Source organism: Acetobacter sp. JWB, assembly GCF_003323795.1.
GTDB lineage: Bacteria > Pseudomonadota > Alphaproteobacteria > Acetobacterales > Acetobacteraceae > Acetobacter > Acetobacter oryzifermentans.
In genome coordinates, this window is sequence record NZ_CP030871.1 from 1,149,845 (window position 1) to 1,164,414 (window position 14,570).

Sequence of the window (14,570 nt, forward strand, 5' to 3'; positions counted from 1 at the left end):
GAATAGCATGCCCGAAGCAGTGTTTACCATGTAAGAGCCGGACGCCAGCCAGGATTACAAAAAAACTTCTATGCTCAGCCCGCATGCCAGCAGGGCGTGATATATGAAATTAACATGAACTTTCTTATCCTCAGTACGTTAGCGTTTGTAGGTCATCAATCGAGTGGAGGCACCCAAATGACACGCCTTTCAAGGATCGAGAGTCTTAAATCGCGCCATTTCCGTATTGATCAGAAAATTATGAGCGAAGGTGGACGCCCCAGACCGGACGAGCGCGTGCTGATGTGCTTAAAATTACAAAAGCTACGAATAAAGGAAGAAATAGAGCGCCTTTCGGTTTAACGCCGTATTTGGCAGCTTAAATGCTTCTGAGGCAGAAAGAACGATCTTCTGCCTCAGGGCATCATTCCATTAGTTTTCGGAAGAGCTAAAGCTTTCCATATCTGTTACGGGTGCAGGAATTTCCTGCCCATCACGTTCCAGACGCATATTGGCTTCGTGCACGGCAGCGTTCAGATCTGTTTGGCTGCACAGCCCCACGGTTACCGGATCACGCGGTTTGATGTTGGGGGTGTTCCAATGCTGCTTGTTGCGCACTTTGGCAATGGTATCTTTGGTGGTGCCAAGCAGCTTAACAACCTGCTGATCGCTCAGTTGCGGATAGTTGCGCAGCAGGAATGCAATGCCATCCGGACGATCATGACGTTTAGCAACAGGCGTATAACGCGCCCCCTTGGAGCGACGGCGCACAGGGTTGTTAGAAGGTAGAATTTTCAGCCGTGCGTTGGGGTCTTTTTCACAACGCTGGATTTCTTCCTGCTTGAGCTGGTGATTCGCAACCGGATCATACCCGACAATACCATGTGCCACTTCGCCATCAGCAATGGCCTGCACTTCCAGCGGGTGCATACCGCAGAAAGCGGCAATCTGTTCAAAACTGAGAGCAGTTTTTTCAATCAGCCACACAGCAGTTGCTTTGGGCATTAACGGTAGGGTCGTCATGTTTTTGTATTCCTGTCGTCGGGCGGCGCTTGCGCAGGCACCGGGAACTTGACGGCCCGGAACGTGTTCCGCAGGCCTGCGTGCCTGCCGGCGCGCATCTGTGCCACGATATGGGGGGAGTGGCAGCTTCAGGTCAAGCCGCAATACACATAACGGCCCAATATTCTACACATTAAATAAAGGGGAAACCGCAGTTTCCCCCTTGCTGGGCCTATATGAAGTGTATTGGTAACACTTCAGCAATCAGGCGGCTGTGGCAATAGATTGCTGAGGTTGCTGCGACACCTGATTTTTCTGCTCGGTTGTAACGGCGCGTTCTTCTGGCGTGGTGCTGACAGTTTTAACAGGAATACGGCGCGGCTTAAGCGCTTCAGGGATAATCTGCTGCACCGTAATGCGCAAAAGCCCGTTATTCATTTCTGCGCCTGTTACTTCCACATGGTCTGCCAGTGCAAAGCGGCGTTCAAACGCACGGCGGGCAATGCCTCGGTGCAGGATTTCTCCTTCATCCTGCGGAGCATTAACGCGGCCAGATACAACAAGCGTGTTATCCTGCACCACCAGTTCTATATCTTCCGGCCCAAAGCCAGCTATGGCCATGGTAAGCGTGTAGCTATCGCTTCCCGTTTTGGCGATATCGTAGGGCGGAAAGCTGGAGTTGCCCGGTGAGCGGGCCGCAGAATCCATAACCTGTGCAAGGCGGTCAAAGCCAATTGCCGTGCGAAATAGCGGTGTAAAATCGTAACTCATGTAAGAACCTCCTCGTTCAGCAAGGTTCTGCCGGTTTTGCCAAGACCCCCGAAGGCAATCGTGCCCGGCAGCATTTTTTGGCGGAAACCCCATATGCGGGCATTTCCTTACCCCTGAACGTGGAAAGCCCCGCGCTCTTTTTCAAGAGGCGGGGCTTTTCTGCATACGCAAAGAACTGAAAAATCAGCCTTTTTTGCGGGTGCCAATACCAGCAAAACGCTTGTTGAACTTGGCAACCTGGCCCCCGGTATCCAGCATACGCTGCACGCCTGTCCAAGCTGGGTGAGACTTGGGGTCAACGTCCAGACGGAGCGTGTCGCCAGCCTTACCATAGCAGGAGTTCGTCTTGAATTCCGTGCCGTCAGTCATGACAACATTGATTTCGTGATAATCGGGGTGAATGCCGGGTTTCATGAAACTGGTTCTTTCGTTACAGCAGAAAGGGCCCGATACCGACCGGGCCAAGATTGCCGTGCATATAAACGAAATGCGTATGCTGGATCAACCGTTCATTTGCCTTGTTGGGCATGATAATGAAGTGAAGCATATAAAGGGCAAATAACAGCGTTTGTGCAGCATTTGTGTTACAGAATACCTTAAATATTAAGAAAAATGTGTCAATCTTGATACAGGGGCTTGAGGAAAAAGCAGTAAAACGGCTACCTCTGGGCGGATTTTTCAGTATTAAACAGGAATTTTTGTATGGCTGACCTTAAATCTCACGTCCATGCCCCAGGTTGGGTGGGCGAGTTCCGGGCATTCATCATGCGCGGCAACGTTGTTGATCTGGCTGTTGGTGTTATTATTGGTGCTGCGTTTACATCCATTGTGAACAGCTTGGTAAAAGACATCTTCAACCCATTGATTGGTCTGCTTATTGGCGGGATTGATTTTTCCAACCTGTTCATCACGCTTAAGGGCCCGCATCTGGCAACTCTGGCAGAAGCCCAGAAAGCAGGTGCTGTTACACTGAACCTTGGCTTGTTCCTGAACGCCGTTATCCAGTTCCTGATTGTAGCCATGGCTATTTTCTGGATGGTTAAAGCCCTGACACGCTTGCATGTGCGTGAAGATGAAGAACCCAAGGCACCGCCGCCGCCATCCAAAACCGAAGTTCTGCTTGAGCAGATTCGTGATGAACTGGCAGCCAACAATAAAGATCAGGCACCGCATCAGGGCTAATACGCCTTATGCCAGCCACCATTGGCTTAAAATGGTAGCTGTGTGATCTGTTCCCGGAAAGTGGGATATGGGATATGCTTCTTATATGAAGCGCTCCCGATCCGGCTTTCCGGTTTTTTTTCGTTCAGCAATAGGTGTTCTGGCCATTTTAGGGCTGGCAGGGTGCCAAAGCTCACGCGGGCTGAAGGTGCAGGAAACACCGCGCACATTGCTGTACAGTTACGTCATAGCCAATGGTATGGCGCGCGGGCGGATAATGACAGAAGATCTGCCACCTGCCCAAGTCTTCAATATTATTACAACAGACAGAAACGCGCTTTTGGCTATTCTGGCGTTTCGGGATAAACCAACCCGGCGCAGGCTGCGGAAGGCGGGCCAGAAGGTGGAAGATTTTATTGGCGCGGTGGAACAACCCACGCAGCCTCTTTCTCCTGCATTGTCTGGCGCCATTCTTTTACCACCACCGCCAACATCCGGTTTCATGCGCTAGACATAAAAAACGGAGCAGGGTGCATAACCCGCTCCGTTTTTGTTGGCTTATTGTTGCAAGGAAAAGCGTATCAGCTTTTCTGCTGCGCCGGGGCTGGGCCAGCCTTGGCCCCACGTTTTAGTCTGCCTTCTCCCATAAACAGCAGCAGCGGCGCTGCAATGAAGATGGAGGAGGAAGTCCCCACCACAATGCCGAACAACATGGTCCATGCAAAACCGGAAAGCGTAGCGCCGCCCCATAGCGCCAGCGGAAGAGCTGCCAAAAACACGGTGGAGGATGTGCCCAAAGTACGGTTCAGCGTTTCGTTAATGGAAAGGTTAATCAGTTCCATCAGGGGCATGGTGCGATATTTGCGCAGGTTTTCACGCACGCGGTCATACACCACCACCTTATCATTGGTGGAATAGCCCAGAATGGTCAGAATGGCGGCCACCATCACAAGGTCAAATTCAAAACCCGTGATAACCAGAAAGCCCATGGTTTTGGTCAGGTCTAGAACCAGTGTGATCACGGCGCTAAGGGCAAATTCCCACTCAAAGCGGAACCAGATGTAAACCAGAATCATGGCCAAGCTGAGCCCAAGGGCCAGCATACCATTGCGGAACAGCTCGGCCGAAACAGAAGCGCCAACCGCATCAGCCCGCAAAATGGTGGTGCCGGGCTGTGCATCTGTAACCGCGCGGCGCACAGTGTCCACCACAGCATCTGTATTCTGGTCATCTCTGGCATCTAGGCGTATCAACACATCATCGGGTGCGCCAAATGCCTGTAGCGATGCGTGGGAGATATGCTGTGCCGCCAGCGCCGTACGCAGCTTGGCAAAATCTGCCGGGCCGCTGGTTTTGGCTTCCACCACAATGCCGCCTCTAAAATCCAGCCCCAGCGTAAGGCCGGGGTGGAAGAATAGAATAATAGAGGCAATGGAAAGCACGGCCGAGACAATAAGCCCCATGTACCGGCCACGCATGAAGTTGATATGCGTGTCTTTGCGCACAAAACGCAGAAGAGGACGTCCGAACATAATGGCCTCGCTTCAGACAGGCAGGCTGGCAGGGCGCGTACGCGCATACCAGCGGGCCATAAGCATGCGGGAAAGCAGCAGGGTGGTGAACAGCGTGGTGGCAATACCAATGGTAATGGTTAGCGCAAAGCCACGCACCGGCCCGGTGCCAAATACAAACAGCATGACATGGGCCAAAAAGGCCGTGGCATTACTATCTACAATGGTGGAGGTGGCGCGTTCAAACCCGGTTTGCATGGCAGCCAAAGGGGTGCGGCCACGGGCTACTTCTTCACGTATGCGTTCGTTAATCAGAATATTGGCGTCCACCGCCATACCCAAGGTCAGCAGCATACCCGCCATACCCGGCAGTGTAAGTGTGGCTTCGAACAGAGAGAGAATGGCAACCATCAGCACAAGGTTGGCCAGCAGGGCGATATCTGCGTACCAGCCAAAGCGGCCATAAAACAGCACCATAAAAACCACAACCAGCAGGAAGCCAACGCCAAGGCTGAGAATACCGGCCCGAATGGAATCGGCCCCAAGAGATGGCCCGATGCTGCGCTGTTCCACCACGCTTAAGGGTGCGGGCAGTGCGCCAGCGCGGAGCATAAGTGCCAGATCCGTGGCTTTCTGGGCATCAAATCCGCCCGTAATCTGCCCGTTACCGCCCGTAATGGGGGTGCGGATAACGGGGGCTTCAATCACCTTGTTATCCAGAACAATGGCGAAGCGTTTGCCAACATTGGTTTGTGTAACAGATGAGAAAGCGCGCGTGCCTACTGAATCGAATGAGAAGCTGACAGCCCATTCGCCTGTTTGCTGGTCAATCACTGCGCCTGCGTTTGTCAGGTCTGTGCCATCCACATCCACATGGTCAAAAACAGGCAGGGGGCCGCCTTCCGCCGGGTTAGCCATGGGCACAAGGCTCACACCCGGGGGGGCATAGGTGGCGTGCAGCGGGTTGGAATCTACCAGCCGGAAGGTCATTTTGGCCGTGGTGCCAAGCAGCGCTTTAATCCGTTCTGGATCACTGATGCCGGGCAGCTCTACCACAATCCGATCATCGCCCTGACGGGTGATTTCGGGGTCAACCGCGCCCGTGCCATCAATACGCCGACGCACAATCTCGATAGACTGTGTCACAGCCTCCCGCGCGCGGGCCTTAATGGCATCTGCAGAAAGCACCAGAGCGATTGTGCCGTCATCCTGCTTTTTAACGCTGAATTCATTGGGCACAACGCGGGGCAGCTTGTCCAGCGTAGCAACATCCCTATCTGCTTCAGCCGTATCACGCGGTTGGAAGGAGACGGTGTTTTTGTCGGCATTCACGTTGATGTTCTGATAACCGAGCTGAGATTTCAGCAGGGCATCACGCGTGTTTTCTGCCAAGGTCTGGAGCCTGTCGTGCGTGAGGCTTTTAAGGTCAACCTGCATCAGCAGGTAAGACCCGCCCCGCAAATCTAACCCCAGATGGATTTGACGCCATGGTATGGAAGGGAAAGGCTTGCGCATACCGTTGGGTAGGCACAGCAGCAGGCCCAACAGGCACACGCCCAGCACCGAGGCCAGTTTGAGGCGGCTGTAATACATTCTCACCTGATCGCTTGCAGTTTTCTTGCCGGGAACATGCCGCCCCGGCAGGCGGGATGCAACCGTTGTGCTGCATTATTCGCGTTTCATACCTGTTGTATGGCCGCCACACCAAGATGTACGTGGCCAAACTGCATCAGTTTGCGGCAAGGCTGCCTGTTGTTGAGGGCGCTTGCATTCGGCTACGGGGGTGCTACGCCTGCATGCAGTCTTGTAGGGCACAAAAAGAAGGCGGATTTCATGGCTGAAACACTTAAGGTTGGCGTAATTGGAGCCGGACATTTCGGACGTTTTCATGCCTTGAAAGTGCGCCACGTTGCGCGGGAAACGCTGGTGGGGCTGTTTGATCCCGATAACAAGCGCGCGGCCTTGGTAGCAAAGGAAGCCGGATGCCCCGTTATGCAGGATGTTGATACCCTACTGGCAGCGTGTGATGCCGTGGTTGTGGCTGCTCCAGCAGAATTTCATTTTGAACTGGCAGTGCAAGCGCTGCGTGCGGGCAAGCATGTGCTGGTGGAAAAGCCCATAGCCGCCACGCTGGAACAGGCAGATTTTCTGGTTACTCTGGCGCATGAAAGCGGGTTGGTCTGTCAGGTTGGGCACCTGCTGCGTTATTCTGCCGAGCACGATGCCATTACCCAGCGCATCACCCGCCCTCTTTATATAGAGGCCACACGCATTGCCCCCTACAAGCCGCGCGGCACGGATGTATCCGTTATTCTGGATCTGATGATCCATGATTTGGATCTGGTTCTGGCTATTGTAGATAGCCCTATTGCGCAGGTGGATGCCTTGGGTGCGGCGGTAAGCTCTGCTCATGAAGATATTGCCAATGCGCGTGTGCGGTTTGAAAACGGCTGTGTGGCCACCATAACCGCCAGCCGCATCTCGCTGAAAACGGAACGGCGCATGCGCCTGTTTTCTGAGGAAGGCTACTTGTCCGCCGATTTTGTAAAACGGGAACTGACAATGATTGGCCGTGATCGGGGCCTTCCCTTACCGGGTACAGGCGGATTCCGGCGCGAGCACATCACGTGGAAAGAGCATGATTCGCTTATGGCTGAACACGAAGCTTTTGTTGCTGCGTGTCTGGACGGTGCCCCTGTGGTGGTGGACGCAAATGCCGGTCGGCGCGCTCTGGCGGCAGCTCTGGCCGTGGCAGATGGTATTGCCGAATCTCGCCGCCGGATGGAGCTTTCCGGACTGATTCAGGCCGAATAAAAAAGCACCCCACAGAAGCGGGAGAAAACCGCCACTTTCAAAATTTCAAGCCCCTTTTTCTAGCTTTCTGTGCAAAAATTCACTAGATATAGGGGGCAAGATAGAGCACAAGCACGAGATATGGTGCGGAGGCAAAGCCCCCCATCCGACCCCAAAATTGACGCAGAAAATAGCGGAGTAACCCAGCCATGACCCTGATTGACGTACAGGAAAATGACATTCGTCGTTCCTCGTCCGGGGGGGCAGAAGCCGGGGAACCCGATCTGTTCAACGCTGGCAAGATGGAAGATATGGTGCAGTTGCCCGGCCACCACCAAGTGCGGGTAGATCGCTCCCGTGATGCGTTGCTCACACCTTTTGGCAAGGCCACGCTGGATAACCGTTACCTTTTGCCGGATGAAGGGTATCAGGATCTGTTTGGCCGTGTGGCCTCGTATTACGGGGCAGATGCAGCCCATGCCCAGCGCATTTATGATTACATCAGTAAGCACTGGTTCATGCCAGCAACGCCCGTTCTGTCTAACGGCGGAACATCACGCGGGCTGCCTATTTCGTGCTTTCTGAACGAAGCCAGCGATAGCCTGAAGGGCATTGTTGATCTGTGGAATGAGAACGTCTGGCTGGCCAGTAAGGGCGGCGGCATTGGTTCCTATTGGGGTAATCTGCGCTCCATTGGTGAAAATGTTGGCCGCAATGGCAAAACATCCGGCGTTATTCCGTTTATCCGCGTGATGGATAGCCTCACACTGGCTATTTCTCAGGGCTCTTTGCGCCGCGGGTCTGCTGCGGTGTATCTGCCCGTCTGGCACCCAGAAATTGAAGAATTTATCGAACTGCGTCGCCCCACTGGGGGGGATCCCAACCGTAAGGCGCTGAACCTGCATCATGGTGTGCTGGTGTCAGACGCCTTTATGCGGGCTGTGGAAAGCGATGATGAATGGGCGCTGATCTCCCCTAAAGATAGCAGTGTTATCCGTAAGATTTCTGCCCGTGGGTTGTGGATACGTATTCTTACGGCCCGCATGGAGCAAGGTGAGCCCTACATTGTTTACTCCGACCATGTGAACAATGCGCGGCCGGAACACCACAAGTTAGCTGGGCTAGAAGTCAAAACCTCCAACCTGTGTTCCGAAATTACGCTGCCAACCGGGATCGATCATCACGGTAAGGCACGTACGGCTGTATGCTGTCTTTCTTCCCTGAATCTGGAAACATGGGATGAGTGGAAGGATAACCCGCAGTTTATTGAGGACGTGATGCTGTTCCTTGATAACGTGCTGCAGGACTTCATCGACCGTGCGCCAGAAGATATGCACCGCGCCAAATATGCGGCCATGCGTGAACGCTCTGTTGGGCTTGGTGTTATGGGCTTCCACACCTTCCTGCAAAGCCGCAATGTGCCGTTTGAAAGTGTGATAGCAAAGGTCTGGAACCGTAAGATTTTCAAGCATATTCGTGAGCAGGCAGATGCGGCATCCCGCAAGTTGGCGGAACTGCGCGGCCCATGCCCGGATGCTGAAGAATACGGCGTTATGGAACGCTTTTCTAACAAGATGGCTATTGCGCCTACGGCGTCCATTTCCATTATTGCGGGGAACGCTAGCCCTGGCATTGAGCCAATTGCGGCCAATGTGTTCTTGCAGAAAACGCTTTCCGGCTCCTTTACCGTACGTAACCGGCACTTGCAGAAGCTGCTGGAGGAAAAAGGGCAGGATACGCCGGAGGTGTGGTCTTCCATTACCACCAGCAAGGGCAGCGTGCAGCATCTGGACTTTTTGACCCAGCAGGAAAAGGACGTGTTTAAAACCGCGTTCGAACTGGATCAGCGTTGGATCGTGGAGCATGCGGCAGATCGCCAGCCGTTTATCTGTCAGGCACAGTCCGTCAATCTGTTCCTTCCGGCCGATGTGCATAAGCGGGATCTGCACCAGATCCACTACATGGCTTGGAAAAAGGGCCTGAAATCTTTGTATTATTGCCGCAGCCTGTCTATCCAGCGTGCAGATACAGTGAGCAATGTTCTGGCCAAGAATGATGTGATGAATGTGGATTCATCCCAAGCATCGTCAGGTTCTGCATCAAGCGGGAATGACTACGAAGAATGCTTGGCCTGTCAGTAAGCATTGGCTACTAACAATTTGTTTATAAAAGAAATATGACGGCATCCTGCGTGTTGCCGTTAAGGGAGGCAGCATGAGCGAGCATATGTCTGGTCAGGAGCCGCAGCAGGAACAGAAGTTTGACCTGCTGACAGCCAACCCGGTTTACAAGCCGTTCCGCTACCCGTGGGCGTATGATGCGTGGTTGACGCAGCAGCGGCTGCACTGGCTGCCAGAAGAAGTGCCTCTGGCCGATGATGTAAAAGACTGGCACCGCGTTCTGAACGAAGGTGAACAGCATCTGGTGACGCAGATTTTCCGCTTCTTCACCCAGTCCGATGTGGAAGTAAACAACTGCTACATGAAGCACTACAGCCGTGTGTTTAAACCCACGGAAGTGCTGATGATGCTTTCAGCTTTTTCTAACATCGAAACCATCCATATTGCAGCGTACAGCTACCTTCTGGATACACTCGGCATGCCCGAAACCGAGTATTCCGCTTTCCTTAAGTATAAGGAAATGAAGGATAAATACGATTACATGCAAACGTTCACGGTGGACAGCAAGCATGAAATCGCCAAAACGCTGGCAGCTTTTGGGGCCTTTACGGAAGGGCTTCAGCTTTTTGCATCTTTTGCCATTCTGCTAAACTTCCCGCGCTTCAATAAACTTAAGGGCATGGGGCAGATTGTCTCATGGTCTGTGCGTGATGAAACACTGCATTGCCTGTCCATTATCCGGTTGTTCCGCGTGTTCATTCAGGAAAACCCTGAGCTGTGGACAGAGCAGCTACGCACGGAACTAACAGATATCTGCCGCACCATTGTAGAGCATGAGGAAGCCTTTATTGATCTGGCCTTTGAAATGGGTGCTGTAGAAGGGCTGAATGCGGAGCAGGTGAAAACCTACATCCACTTTATTGCAGACCGTCGCCTTACCCAGCTTGGGCTGGAGCCAATTTACAACACCACAACCAACCCTCTGCCGTGGTTGGATGATATGTTGAATGCCGTAGAACACACCAACTTCTTTGAAAACCGCTCCACAGAATACAGCCGTGCTTCCACAGCCGGTACGTGGGAAGAGGCTTTTGAAAACTCTGTGTTCGAATAAACAGCTTATAGCCCTGGCAACGGGGCGCCTTCTTCCAGCACTGTGCGGGCCGATGGCGTGAAAGCGCCATCGGCTTCGTGCAGCACCAGCCCAGCCAAAACACGGGCTGGGCTTTTAACGCCTTTGCGGGCCTGCACCAAGACAATGCGCGATTCTCGCCCGGCCTTTGGCCAGAACGGATAAAGCGTAACACCCCCAAATCCGGATTTGTTCAGGCAGAAAATGGCTTGGTCTGCTAATGCCGCGGGTAAAGCAAGCGTAAGGCTGCCTTTATGGCGCAGGATTCGGGCAGCGCCTGCAATCCATGTGGGTAAGGTATCTGCCCCCATCCGCCGGGCCAGATCACGACGCGGGTGCGCCGAGGCTGTGCCTAAAGGGGCATGCCACGGTGGATTCGCCATGCAGTGGTCAAAATATTGTTCGGGCAGCGGGTTATCTTCCAGAAAAACATCGGGAAATGTGGCATTCAGAATCCTGATATTCTGCTGATGGTTGGCGACCATGTTTTGCTGGGCCAGGGTTGCTGTATCACTTTCTTTTTCCACGCCCGTGCCCTGAAGGGTGGGCGCGCGGTGGAGCAGGCAAAGCAGCCCGGCTCCAGCGCCACAGCCAATTTCCAGCACATGCTGGCCTTTACGGGCCGGTACAGCGGCAGCCATAAGCACGGGTTCCAACCCGGTGCGATAGCCTTGCAGAAACTGGCTATAGGAGATACGGCCACGCAAAAGCGTTCCGGGAGTAATGGCAAAACGAGCTGGCATGGTTTCCGATGGGAGCTATGTGTCTGGCTGGCTTGAATTCGTAGGCGCTTGACCGTTTTTCAGGTGCCTCGCATATAGAAGAACGTCAACTCATCCCATGGCTGGGGGATAAAACGTTTGGGTGTTGCAATCAGTCTGTCAGAAACAGGCAGAACCACAAGCCAGGATGGATCTGGAGTTTCAGTGAGTAAACCAGGAGAAGCAGGCCTGAAAGCGCTGGCCGATTATCTTGCGTCGGACATGCTTGCCTGCAATCAGGTCATTGTAGACCGTATGCAAAGCCCCGTGGCACTTATACCGCAGCTTGCGGCCCATTTAGTGGCGGCTGGCGGAAAGCGGCTGCGGCCCTTGCTTACTCTGGCTGCGGCCAGAATGTGCGGCTACAATAATCAGGATGGGCGCATGCGGCATGTAGAAATTGCCGCGTGTGTAGAATTCATTCACACAGCCACGCTGCTGCATGATGATGTGGTGGATGACAGCCAGCTCCGCCGTGGGCTGGCAAGCGCCAATGCCATTTTTGGCAACAAGGCTTCTGTGCTGGTGGGGGACTTCCTGTTTGCGCGGTCTTTCCAGATTCTAACAGCCGATGCCTCATTGGGTGTTATGGCGATTCTGTCTGCGGCTTCTGCCACGCTGGCGGAAGGTGAGGTCATGCAGATGACCACGCAGAATGATCTTTCCACATCGGTAGATCAGTATTTGCAGGTTATCTACGGCAAAACAGCAGCGCTGTTTGCTGCTGCGTGCGAATCTGGCGCTGTCATTGGTGAAGCTACGCCAGAACAGCGTGAAGCATTGCGCATGTATGGTGCCAATTTGGGCATGGCTTTCCAGCTTGTTGATGATGCGCTGGATTATGCGGCAGATCAGGCCACACTGGGTAAGGAAGTGGGGGATGATTTCCGTGAAGGAAAAGTCACCCTGCCTGTTCTGGCAGCTTACGAAGCCGGGAATGAGGAAGACCGTATTTTCTGGCGCCGGGTGATTGAGGAATGTGATCAGCACCCCGGGGATCTGGAAGCCGCGTTGGGCCGTATTGCAGAAACAAATGCAATTGGGATTACCCTAAAATGTGCGGAAGATTACGCGGCTAAAGCACGTGAAAATCTTTCCATGTTCCCAGATGACACATTGAAAAACCTGCTGCTGGAAACGGCCAGCTATTCTGCCAGCCGCGAGCGTTAAGAGCGGCTGTGTATTGGGGGCTGGCTATTACGGGTTAATAGCTGGCTTCTACCTCATTAATATCTTCCCATAATGTCACGGCACTGAACCCGTAAGGCTTTAAGTGTGTGAGCAGGGCTTGATCGTTCTGGGTATCAGGTAGGGCCGTAAACCATGCGCAGGGGTGTGCGTGGGTTTTCTGTGGTAAATGAGCCAGCAGGTTGCAGGTATGCCGCGCTACGGCTGGCGCAGGGTCTAGCCACGTCAGGCCGGGTGGAGAGAGCGCACGCAGGCGGTTCAGCACAAAGGTATAATGTGTGCAGCCAAGGCCTACGGCATCCAGTCTGTTAGAATCCGGGTGAACAAACAGCCCTTCTATTTCTCGTAAAATCGTAGAATCAGGCACATCCTGTCCACGGAAGGCTAATTCCGCACATCCAGCTAAGCCGGGGGCGGCATGGGCAATAAGTGTGCATTCTGGCGCGTAAAGCGCATGGAGTCGAGAAAGGTATGGCCGCCGCACGGTAGCGCGTGTGGCCAGCAACCCGATAACCTTGGTTTGGGTGATACGCGCAGCCCAGCGTATGGGCGGAACACATCCTACAAAGGGCATATCTGGCCATGCGGCCCGCAGGGCTTCCAGCGCCAATGTGCTGGCCGTATTGCAGGCCACCACCACAGCCTGAGGCTGAAGCCGCCGAATAGCCTGAGAGAGCAAGGAGACGATTCGCTCAATAAGAAAATCGTCATCCTGTTCGCCATACGGAAAAATGGCAGTGTCGGCCAAATAATCTATGCAGACATTTGGCGCCAGCGCTTGAATGGCCCTTACAATACCCAAACCTCCAATTCCGGAATCAAATGCCAGAATATGCCGGGGGCCAAAAAGGGCAGGGCCATCTATCTGCACCGTTTTATTTATCCTTGTTGGCTTTAAATGTAGCGGCTTCTTCCAAAGTGCCAACGCCACCGTGGCGAGCAGACCAAGCGCAAGGATCTTCCAGAAAACGCCGCACTTCTGATGCAGCTTCTTCAGAGAAGTATGGCCGTGTAGAGCATGCTTCTAGCACATCCCACCACGTGCACAGGGCATGCAAAGATACGTTCATTTCTGCCAGCGTGTTCTGCGCACCGGGGAAAACGCCGTAATAGAACACAACAAATGCGTGGTTGATAATGGCGCCAGCATTACGTAACGCATTGGCAAACTGCACTTTGGAGCCACCATCGGTGGTCAGATCTTCTACCAGCAGGGTGCGCATGTTTTCGGGCACATCGCCTTCAATCTGAGCGTTGCGGCCAAAGCCTTTGGGTTTTTTGCGCACATAAGCCATCGGCAGCATCATGCGGTCTGCCATCCATGCGGCAAACGGAATACCTGCGGTTTCACCACCCACAACGGCATCCAGGCTTTCATACCCAACGTGGCGGCCAATTTTTTCCACCCCAAGTTCCATAATTTTGGCACGGGCGCGGGGGAAGAAGATAATGCGGCGGCAATCAATATAGACGGGAGATTTCCAGCCAGAAGTCAGGGTGTACGGATCTTCCGGGCGGAAATTTACGGCTTTGATTTCCAGCAGCAGGCGTGCGGTGGTCAGGGCCGCGTCGCGGTCCCAGTCGCTGGTCTCAGCGGGGTGGGCAGAGGCCACGCCTGAGGGTGATGTCATGTGCGCATGTCCTTGAATTTGGCGGTTGTCTATATATGTTTGGAATAACGCCGCAGGCGTGGAAAATCTATGCCTGATATGGCAGTTTTCCTGCATATGCATGCCAGATAAATAGGTGGGCGGCGTATGAGTGAAAAACTTGTGATGTTCAAAAGCCCCAGAATTGATTTTTGCACCTTGCTTATATGGTGGATGTAGCGTTTAATCATTCCCAGTTAAGATTGATTATCAGTTAAGGAATATGCCGTGGCCGCCGAAGCTAATCGTATCGCGCGCAAGTGTGAGCGGGCCGTTATAACGGCTTACAAGGAACTGCGCGAAGTTGGGACAGCGGATGTTACGGCATTTAATGCCTGCACCACCTTGTACCGTATTCATCACCCCGAAGCATCAGTGAATGAGGCGCGCCGCCTTGTGTCCGAATGGATTGATCATCATGTTGTCCGCATGGATTCCGGGCCAACCAAAGGGTGTGATTGCAACTAACGCACCTAAGGCGTACAGCCCTATGTAATCAGACG

At 53.5% G+C, this 14,570-nt stretch carries 17 protein-coding genes; 9 read left to right on the forward strand and 8 right to left on the reverse strand.

Annotation, left to right across the window (positions count from 1 at the left end; all coding sequences use genetic code 11):
* Positions 1–177 precede the first annotated feature (177 nt).
* Entirely contained in the window at positions 178–342 is a 165-nt protein-coding gene (locus DS739_RS05500; RefSeq protein WP_080585990.1) for a YdcH family protein, read from the forward strand.
* Between the two features lie 69 nt (positions 343–411).
* On the opposite strand, the gene DS739_RS05505 is transcribed toward DS739_RS05500, so the two are convergent.
* From DS739_RS05505 to rpmE, 3 genes are all read right to left on the reverse strand, one after another.
* On the reverse strand, positions 412–1,002 hold the full coding sequence (locus tag DS739_RS05505; RefSeq protein WP_035351508.1) for a DUF1013 domain-containing protein: 591 nt from the start codon (positions 1,000–1,002) through the stop codon (positions 412–414).
* 243 nt (positions 1,003–1,245) lie between these two features.
* Positions 1,246–1,752, reverse strand: a complete 507-nt coding sequence (locus DS739_RS05510; RefSeq protein ID WP_035351759.1) for an Hsp20 family protein — start codon at positions 1,750–1,752, stop codon at positions 1,246–1,248.
* Between the two features lie 183 nt (positions 1,753–1,935).
* Positions 1,936–2,166 (reverse strand): 50S ribosomal protein L31, encoded by a 231-nt coding sequence (rpmE, locus tag DS739_RS05515; RefSeq protein WP_006115134.1) that lies wholly within the window; start codon positions 2,164–2,166, stop codon positions 1,936–1,938.
* Between rpmE and DS739_RS14155 the strand changes: the two genes are divergently transcribed.
* The 3 genes from DS739_RS14155 (at position 2,165) to DS739_RS05525 (ending at position 3,424) form a co-directional block, all read left to right on the forward strand.
* A complete protein-coding gene (locus DS739_RS14155; protein WP_162269445.1) occupies positions 2,165–2,314 on the forward strand; it encodes a hypothetical protein in 150 nt (49 codons plus the stop codon). The genes rpmE and DS739_RS14155 overlap by 2 nt on opposite strands.
* Positions 2,315–2,454: 140 nt before the next feature.
* Positions 2,455–2,934: a large conductance mechanosensitive channel protein MscL gene (mscL, locus tag DS739_RS05520; protein ID WP_006115135.1), complete on the forward strand. Its 480-nt coding sequence runs from the start codon at positions 2,455–2,457 to the stop codon at positions 2,932–2,934.
* A gap of 85 nt (positions 2,935–3,019) precedes the next feature.
* Entirely contained in the window at positions 3,020–3,424 is a 405-nt protein-coding gene (locus DS739_RS05525) for a hypothetical protein (RefSeq protein WP_231621179.1), read from the forward strand.
* 70 nt (positions 3,425–3,494) lie between these two features.
* On the opposite strand, the gene secF is transcribed toward DS739_RS05525, so the two are convergent.
* Together secF and secD are read right to left on the reverse strand one after the other, a co-directional pair.
* Positions 3,495–4,445, reverse strand: coding sequence for a protein translocase subunit SecF (gene secF / locus DS739_RS05530; RefSeq protein WP_006115137.1), 951 nt, complete (start codon positions 4,443–4,445; stop codon positions 3,495–3,497).
* 12 nt (positions 4,446–4,457) lie between these two features.
* Positions 4,458–6,023: a protein translocase subunit SecD gene (secD, locus tag DS739_RS05535; RefSeq protein WP_006115138.1), complete on the reverse strand. Its 1,566-nt coding sequence runs from the start codon at positions 6,021–6,023 to the stop codon at positions 4,458–4,460.
* A 234-nt stretch (positions 6,024–6,257) separates the two neighbouring features.
* On the opposite strand from secD, the gene DS739_RS05540 reads away from it, so the two are divergent.
* The 3 genes from DS739_RS05540 (at position 6,258) to DS739_RS05550 (ending at position 10,451) form a co-directional block, all read left to right on the forward strand.
* Positions 6,258–7,238, forward strand: a complete 981-nt coding sequence (locus tag DS739_RS05540) for a Gfo/Idh/MocA family protein (protein WP_035351501.1) — start codon at positions 6,258–6,260, stop codon at positions 7,236–7,238.
* A gap of 188 nt (positions 7,239–7,426) precedes the next feature.
* Positions 7,427–9,358, forward strand: a complete 1,932-nt coding sequence (locus DS739_RS05545; RefSeq protein WP_035351500.1) for a ribonucleoside-diphosphate reductase subunit alpha — start codon at positions 7,427–7,429, stop codon at positions 9,356–9,358.
* Positions 9,359–9,431: 73 nt separating this feature from the next.
* Entirely contained in the window at positions 9,432–10,451 is a 1,020-nt protein-coding gene (locus DS739_RS05550) for a ribonucleotide-diphosphate reductase subunit beta (protein ID WP_006115142.1), read from the forward strand.
* 5 nt (positions 10,452–10,456) lie between these two features.
* Here DS739_RS05550 and DS739_RS05555 read toward each other — a convergent pair whose 3' ends face one another.
* Entirely contained in the window at positions 10,457–11,212 is a 756-nt protein-coding gene (locus DS739_RS05555; RefSeq protein ID WP_006115143.1) for a tRNA1(Val) (adenine(37)-N6)-methyltransferase, read from the reverse strand.
* A 117-nt stretch (positions 11,213–11,329) separates the two neighbouring features.
* Here DS739_RS05555 and DS739_RS05560 point away from each other — a divergent pair, with 117 nt between their 5' ends.
* Positions 11,330–12,400, forward strand: coding sequence for a polyprenyl synthetase family protein (locus DS739_RS05560; protein WP_006115144.1), 1,071 nt, complete (start codon positions 11,330–11,332; stop codon positions 12,398–12,400).
* A gap of 34 nt (positions 12,401–12,434) precedes the next feature.
* On the opposite strand, the gene DS739_RS05565 is transcribed toward DS739_RS05560, so the two are convergent.
* Positions 12,435–13,289 carry a glutamate racemase gene (locus DS739_RS05565; RefSeq protein WP_035351497.1) on the reverse strand — a complete coding sequence of 285 codons (855 nt, stop codon included), beginning with the start codon at positions 13,287–13,289 and terminating at the stop codon, positions 12,435–12,437.
* Between the two features lie 4 nt (positions 13,290–13,293).
* Positions 13,294–14,049: an orotate phosphoribosyltransferase gene (locus DS739_RS05570; RefSeq protein WP_006115146.1), complete on the reverse strand. Its 756-nt coding sequence runs from the start codon at positions 14,047–14,049 to the stop codon at positions 13,294–13,296.
* A 246-nt stretch (positions 14,050–14,295) separates the two neighbouring features.
* Between DS739_RS05570 and DS739_RS05575 the strand changes: the two genes are divergently transcribed.
* Positions 14,296–14,535 (forward strand): hypothetical protein, encoded by a 240-nt coding sequence (locus DS739_RS05575; RefSeq protein ID WP_003622965.1) that lies wholly within the window; start codon positions 14,296–14,298, stop codon positions 14,533–14,535.
* Positions 14,536–14,570: the final 35 nt, after the last annotated feature.

Coding starts and splice junctions, on each gene's coding strand:
- DS739_RS05525 (WP_231621179.1), top strand. CDS start 3,020: ATGAAGCGCTCCCGATCCGGCTTTCCGGTTTTTTTTCGTTCAGCAATA.
- DS739_RS05555 (WP_006115143.1), bottom strand. CDS start 11,212: ATGCCAGCTCGTTTTGCCATTACTCCCGGAACGCTTTTGCGTGGCCGT.
- DS739_RS05510 (WP_035351759.1), bottom strand. CDS start 1,752: ATGAGTTACGATTTTACACCGCTATTTCGCACGGCAATTGGCTTTGAC.
- rpmE (WP_006115134.1), bottom strand. CDS start 2,166: ATGAAACCCGGCATTCACCCCGATTATCACGAAATCAATGTTGTCATG.
- DS739_RS05540 (WP_035351501.1), top strand. CDS start 6,258: ATGGCTGAAACACTTAAGGTTGGCGTAATTGGAGCCGGACATTTCGGA.
- DS739_RS05505 (WP_035351508.1), bottom strand. CDS start 1,002: ATGACGACCCTACCGTTAATGCCCAAAGCAACTGCTGTGTGGCTGATT.
- secF (WP_006115137.1), bottom strand. CDS start 4,445: ATGTTCGGACGTCCTCTTCTGCGTTTTGTGCGCAAAGACACGCATATC.
- DS739_RS05500 (WP_080585990.1), top strand. CDS start 178: ATGACACGCCTTTCAAGGATCGAGAGTCTTAAATCGCGCCATTTCCGT.
- DS739_RS05545 (WP_035351500.1), top strand. CDS start 7,427: ATGACCCTGATTGACGTACAGGAAAATGACATTCGTCGTTCCTCGTCC.
- mscL (WP_006115135.1), top strand. CDS start 2,455: ATGGCTGACCTTAAATCTCACGTCCATGCCCCAGGTTGGGTGGGCGAG.
- DS739_RS05570 (WP_006115146.1), bottom strand. CDS start 14,049: ATGACATCACCCTCAGGCGTGGCCTCTGCCCACCCCGCTGAGACCAGC.
- DS739_RS14155 (WP_162269445.1), top strand. CDS start 2,165: ATGAAACTGGTTCTTTCGTTACAGCAGAAAGGGCCCGATACCGACCGG.
- DS739_RS05550 (WP_006115142.1), top strand. CDS start 9,432: ATGAGCGAGCATATGTCTGGTCAGGAGCCGCAGCAGGAACAGAAGTTT.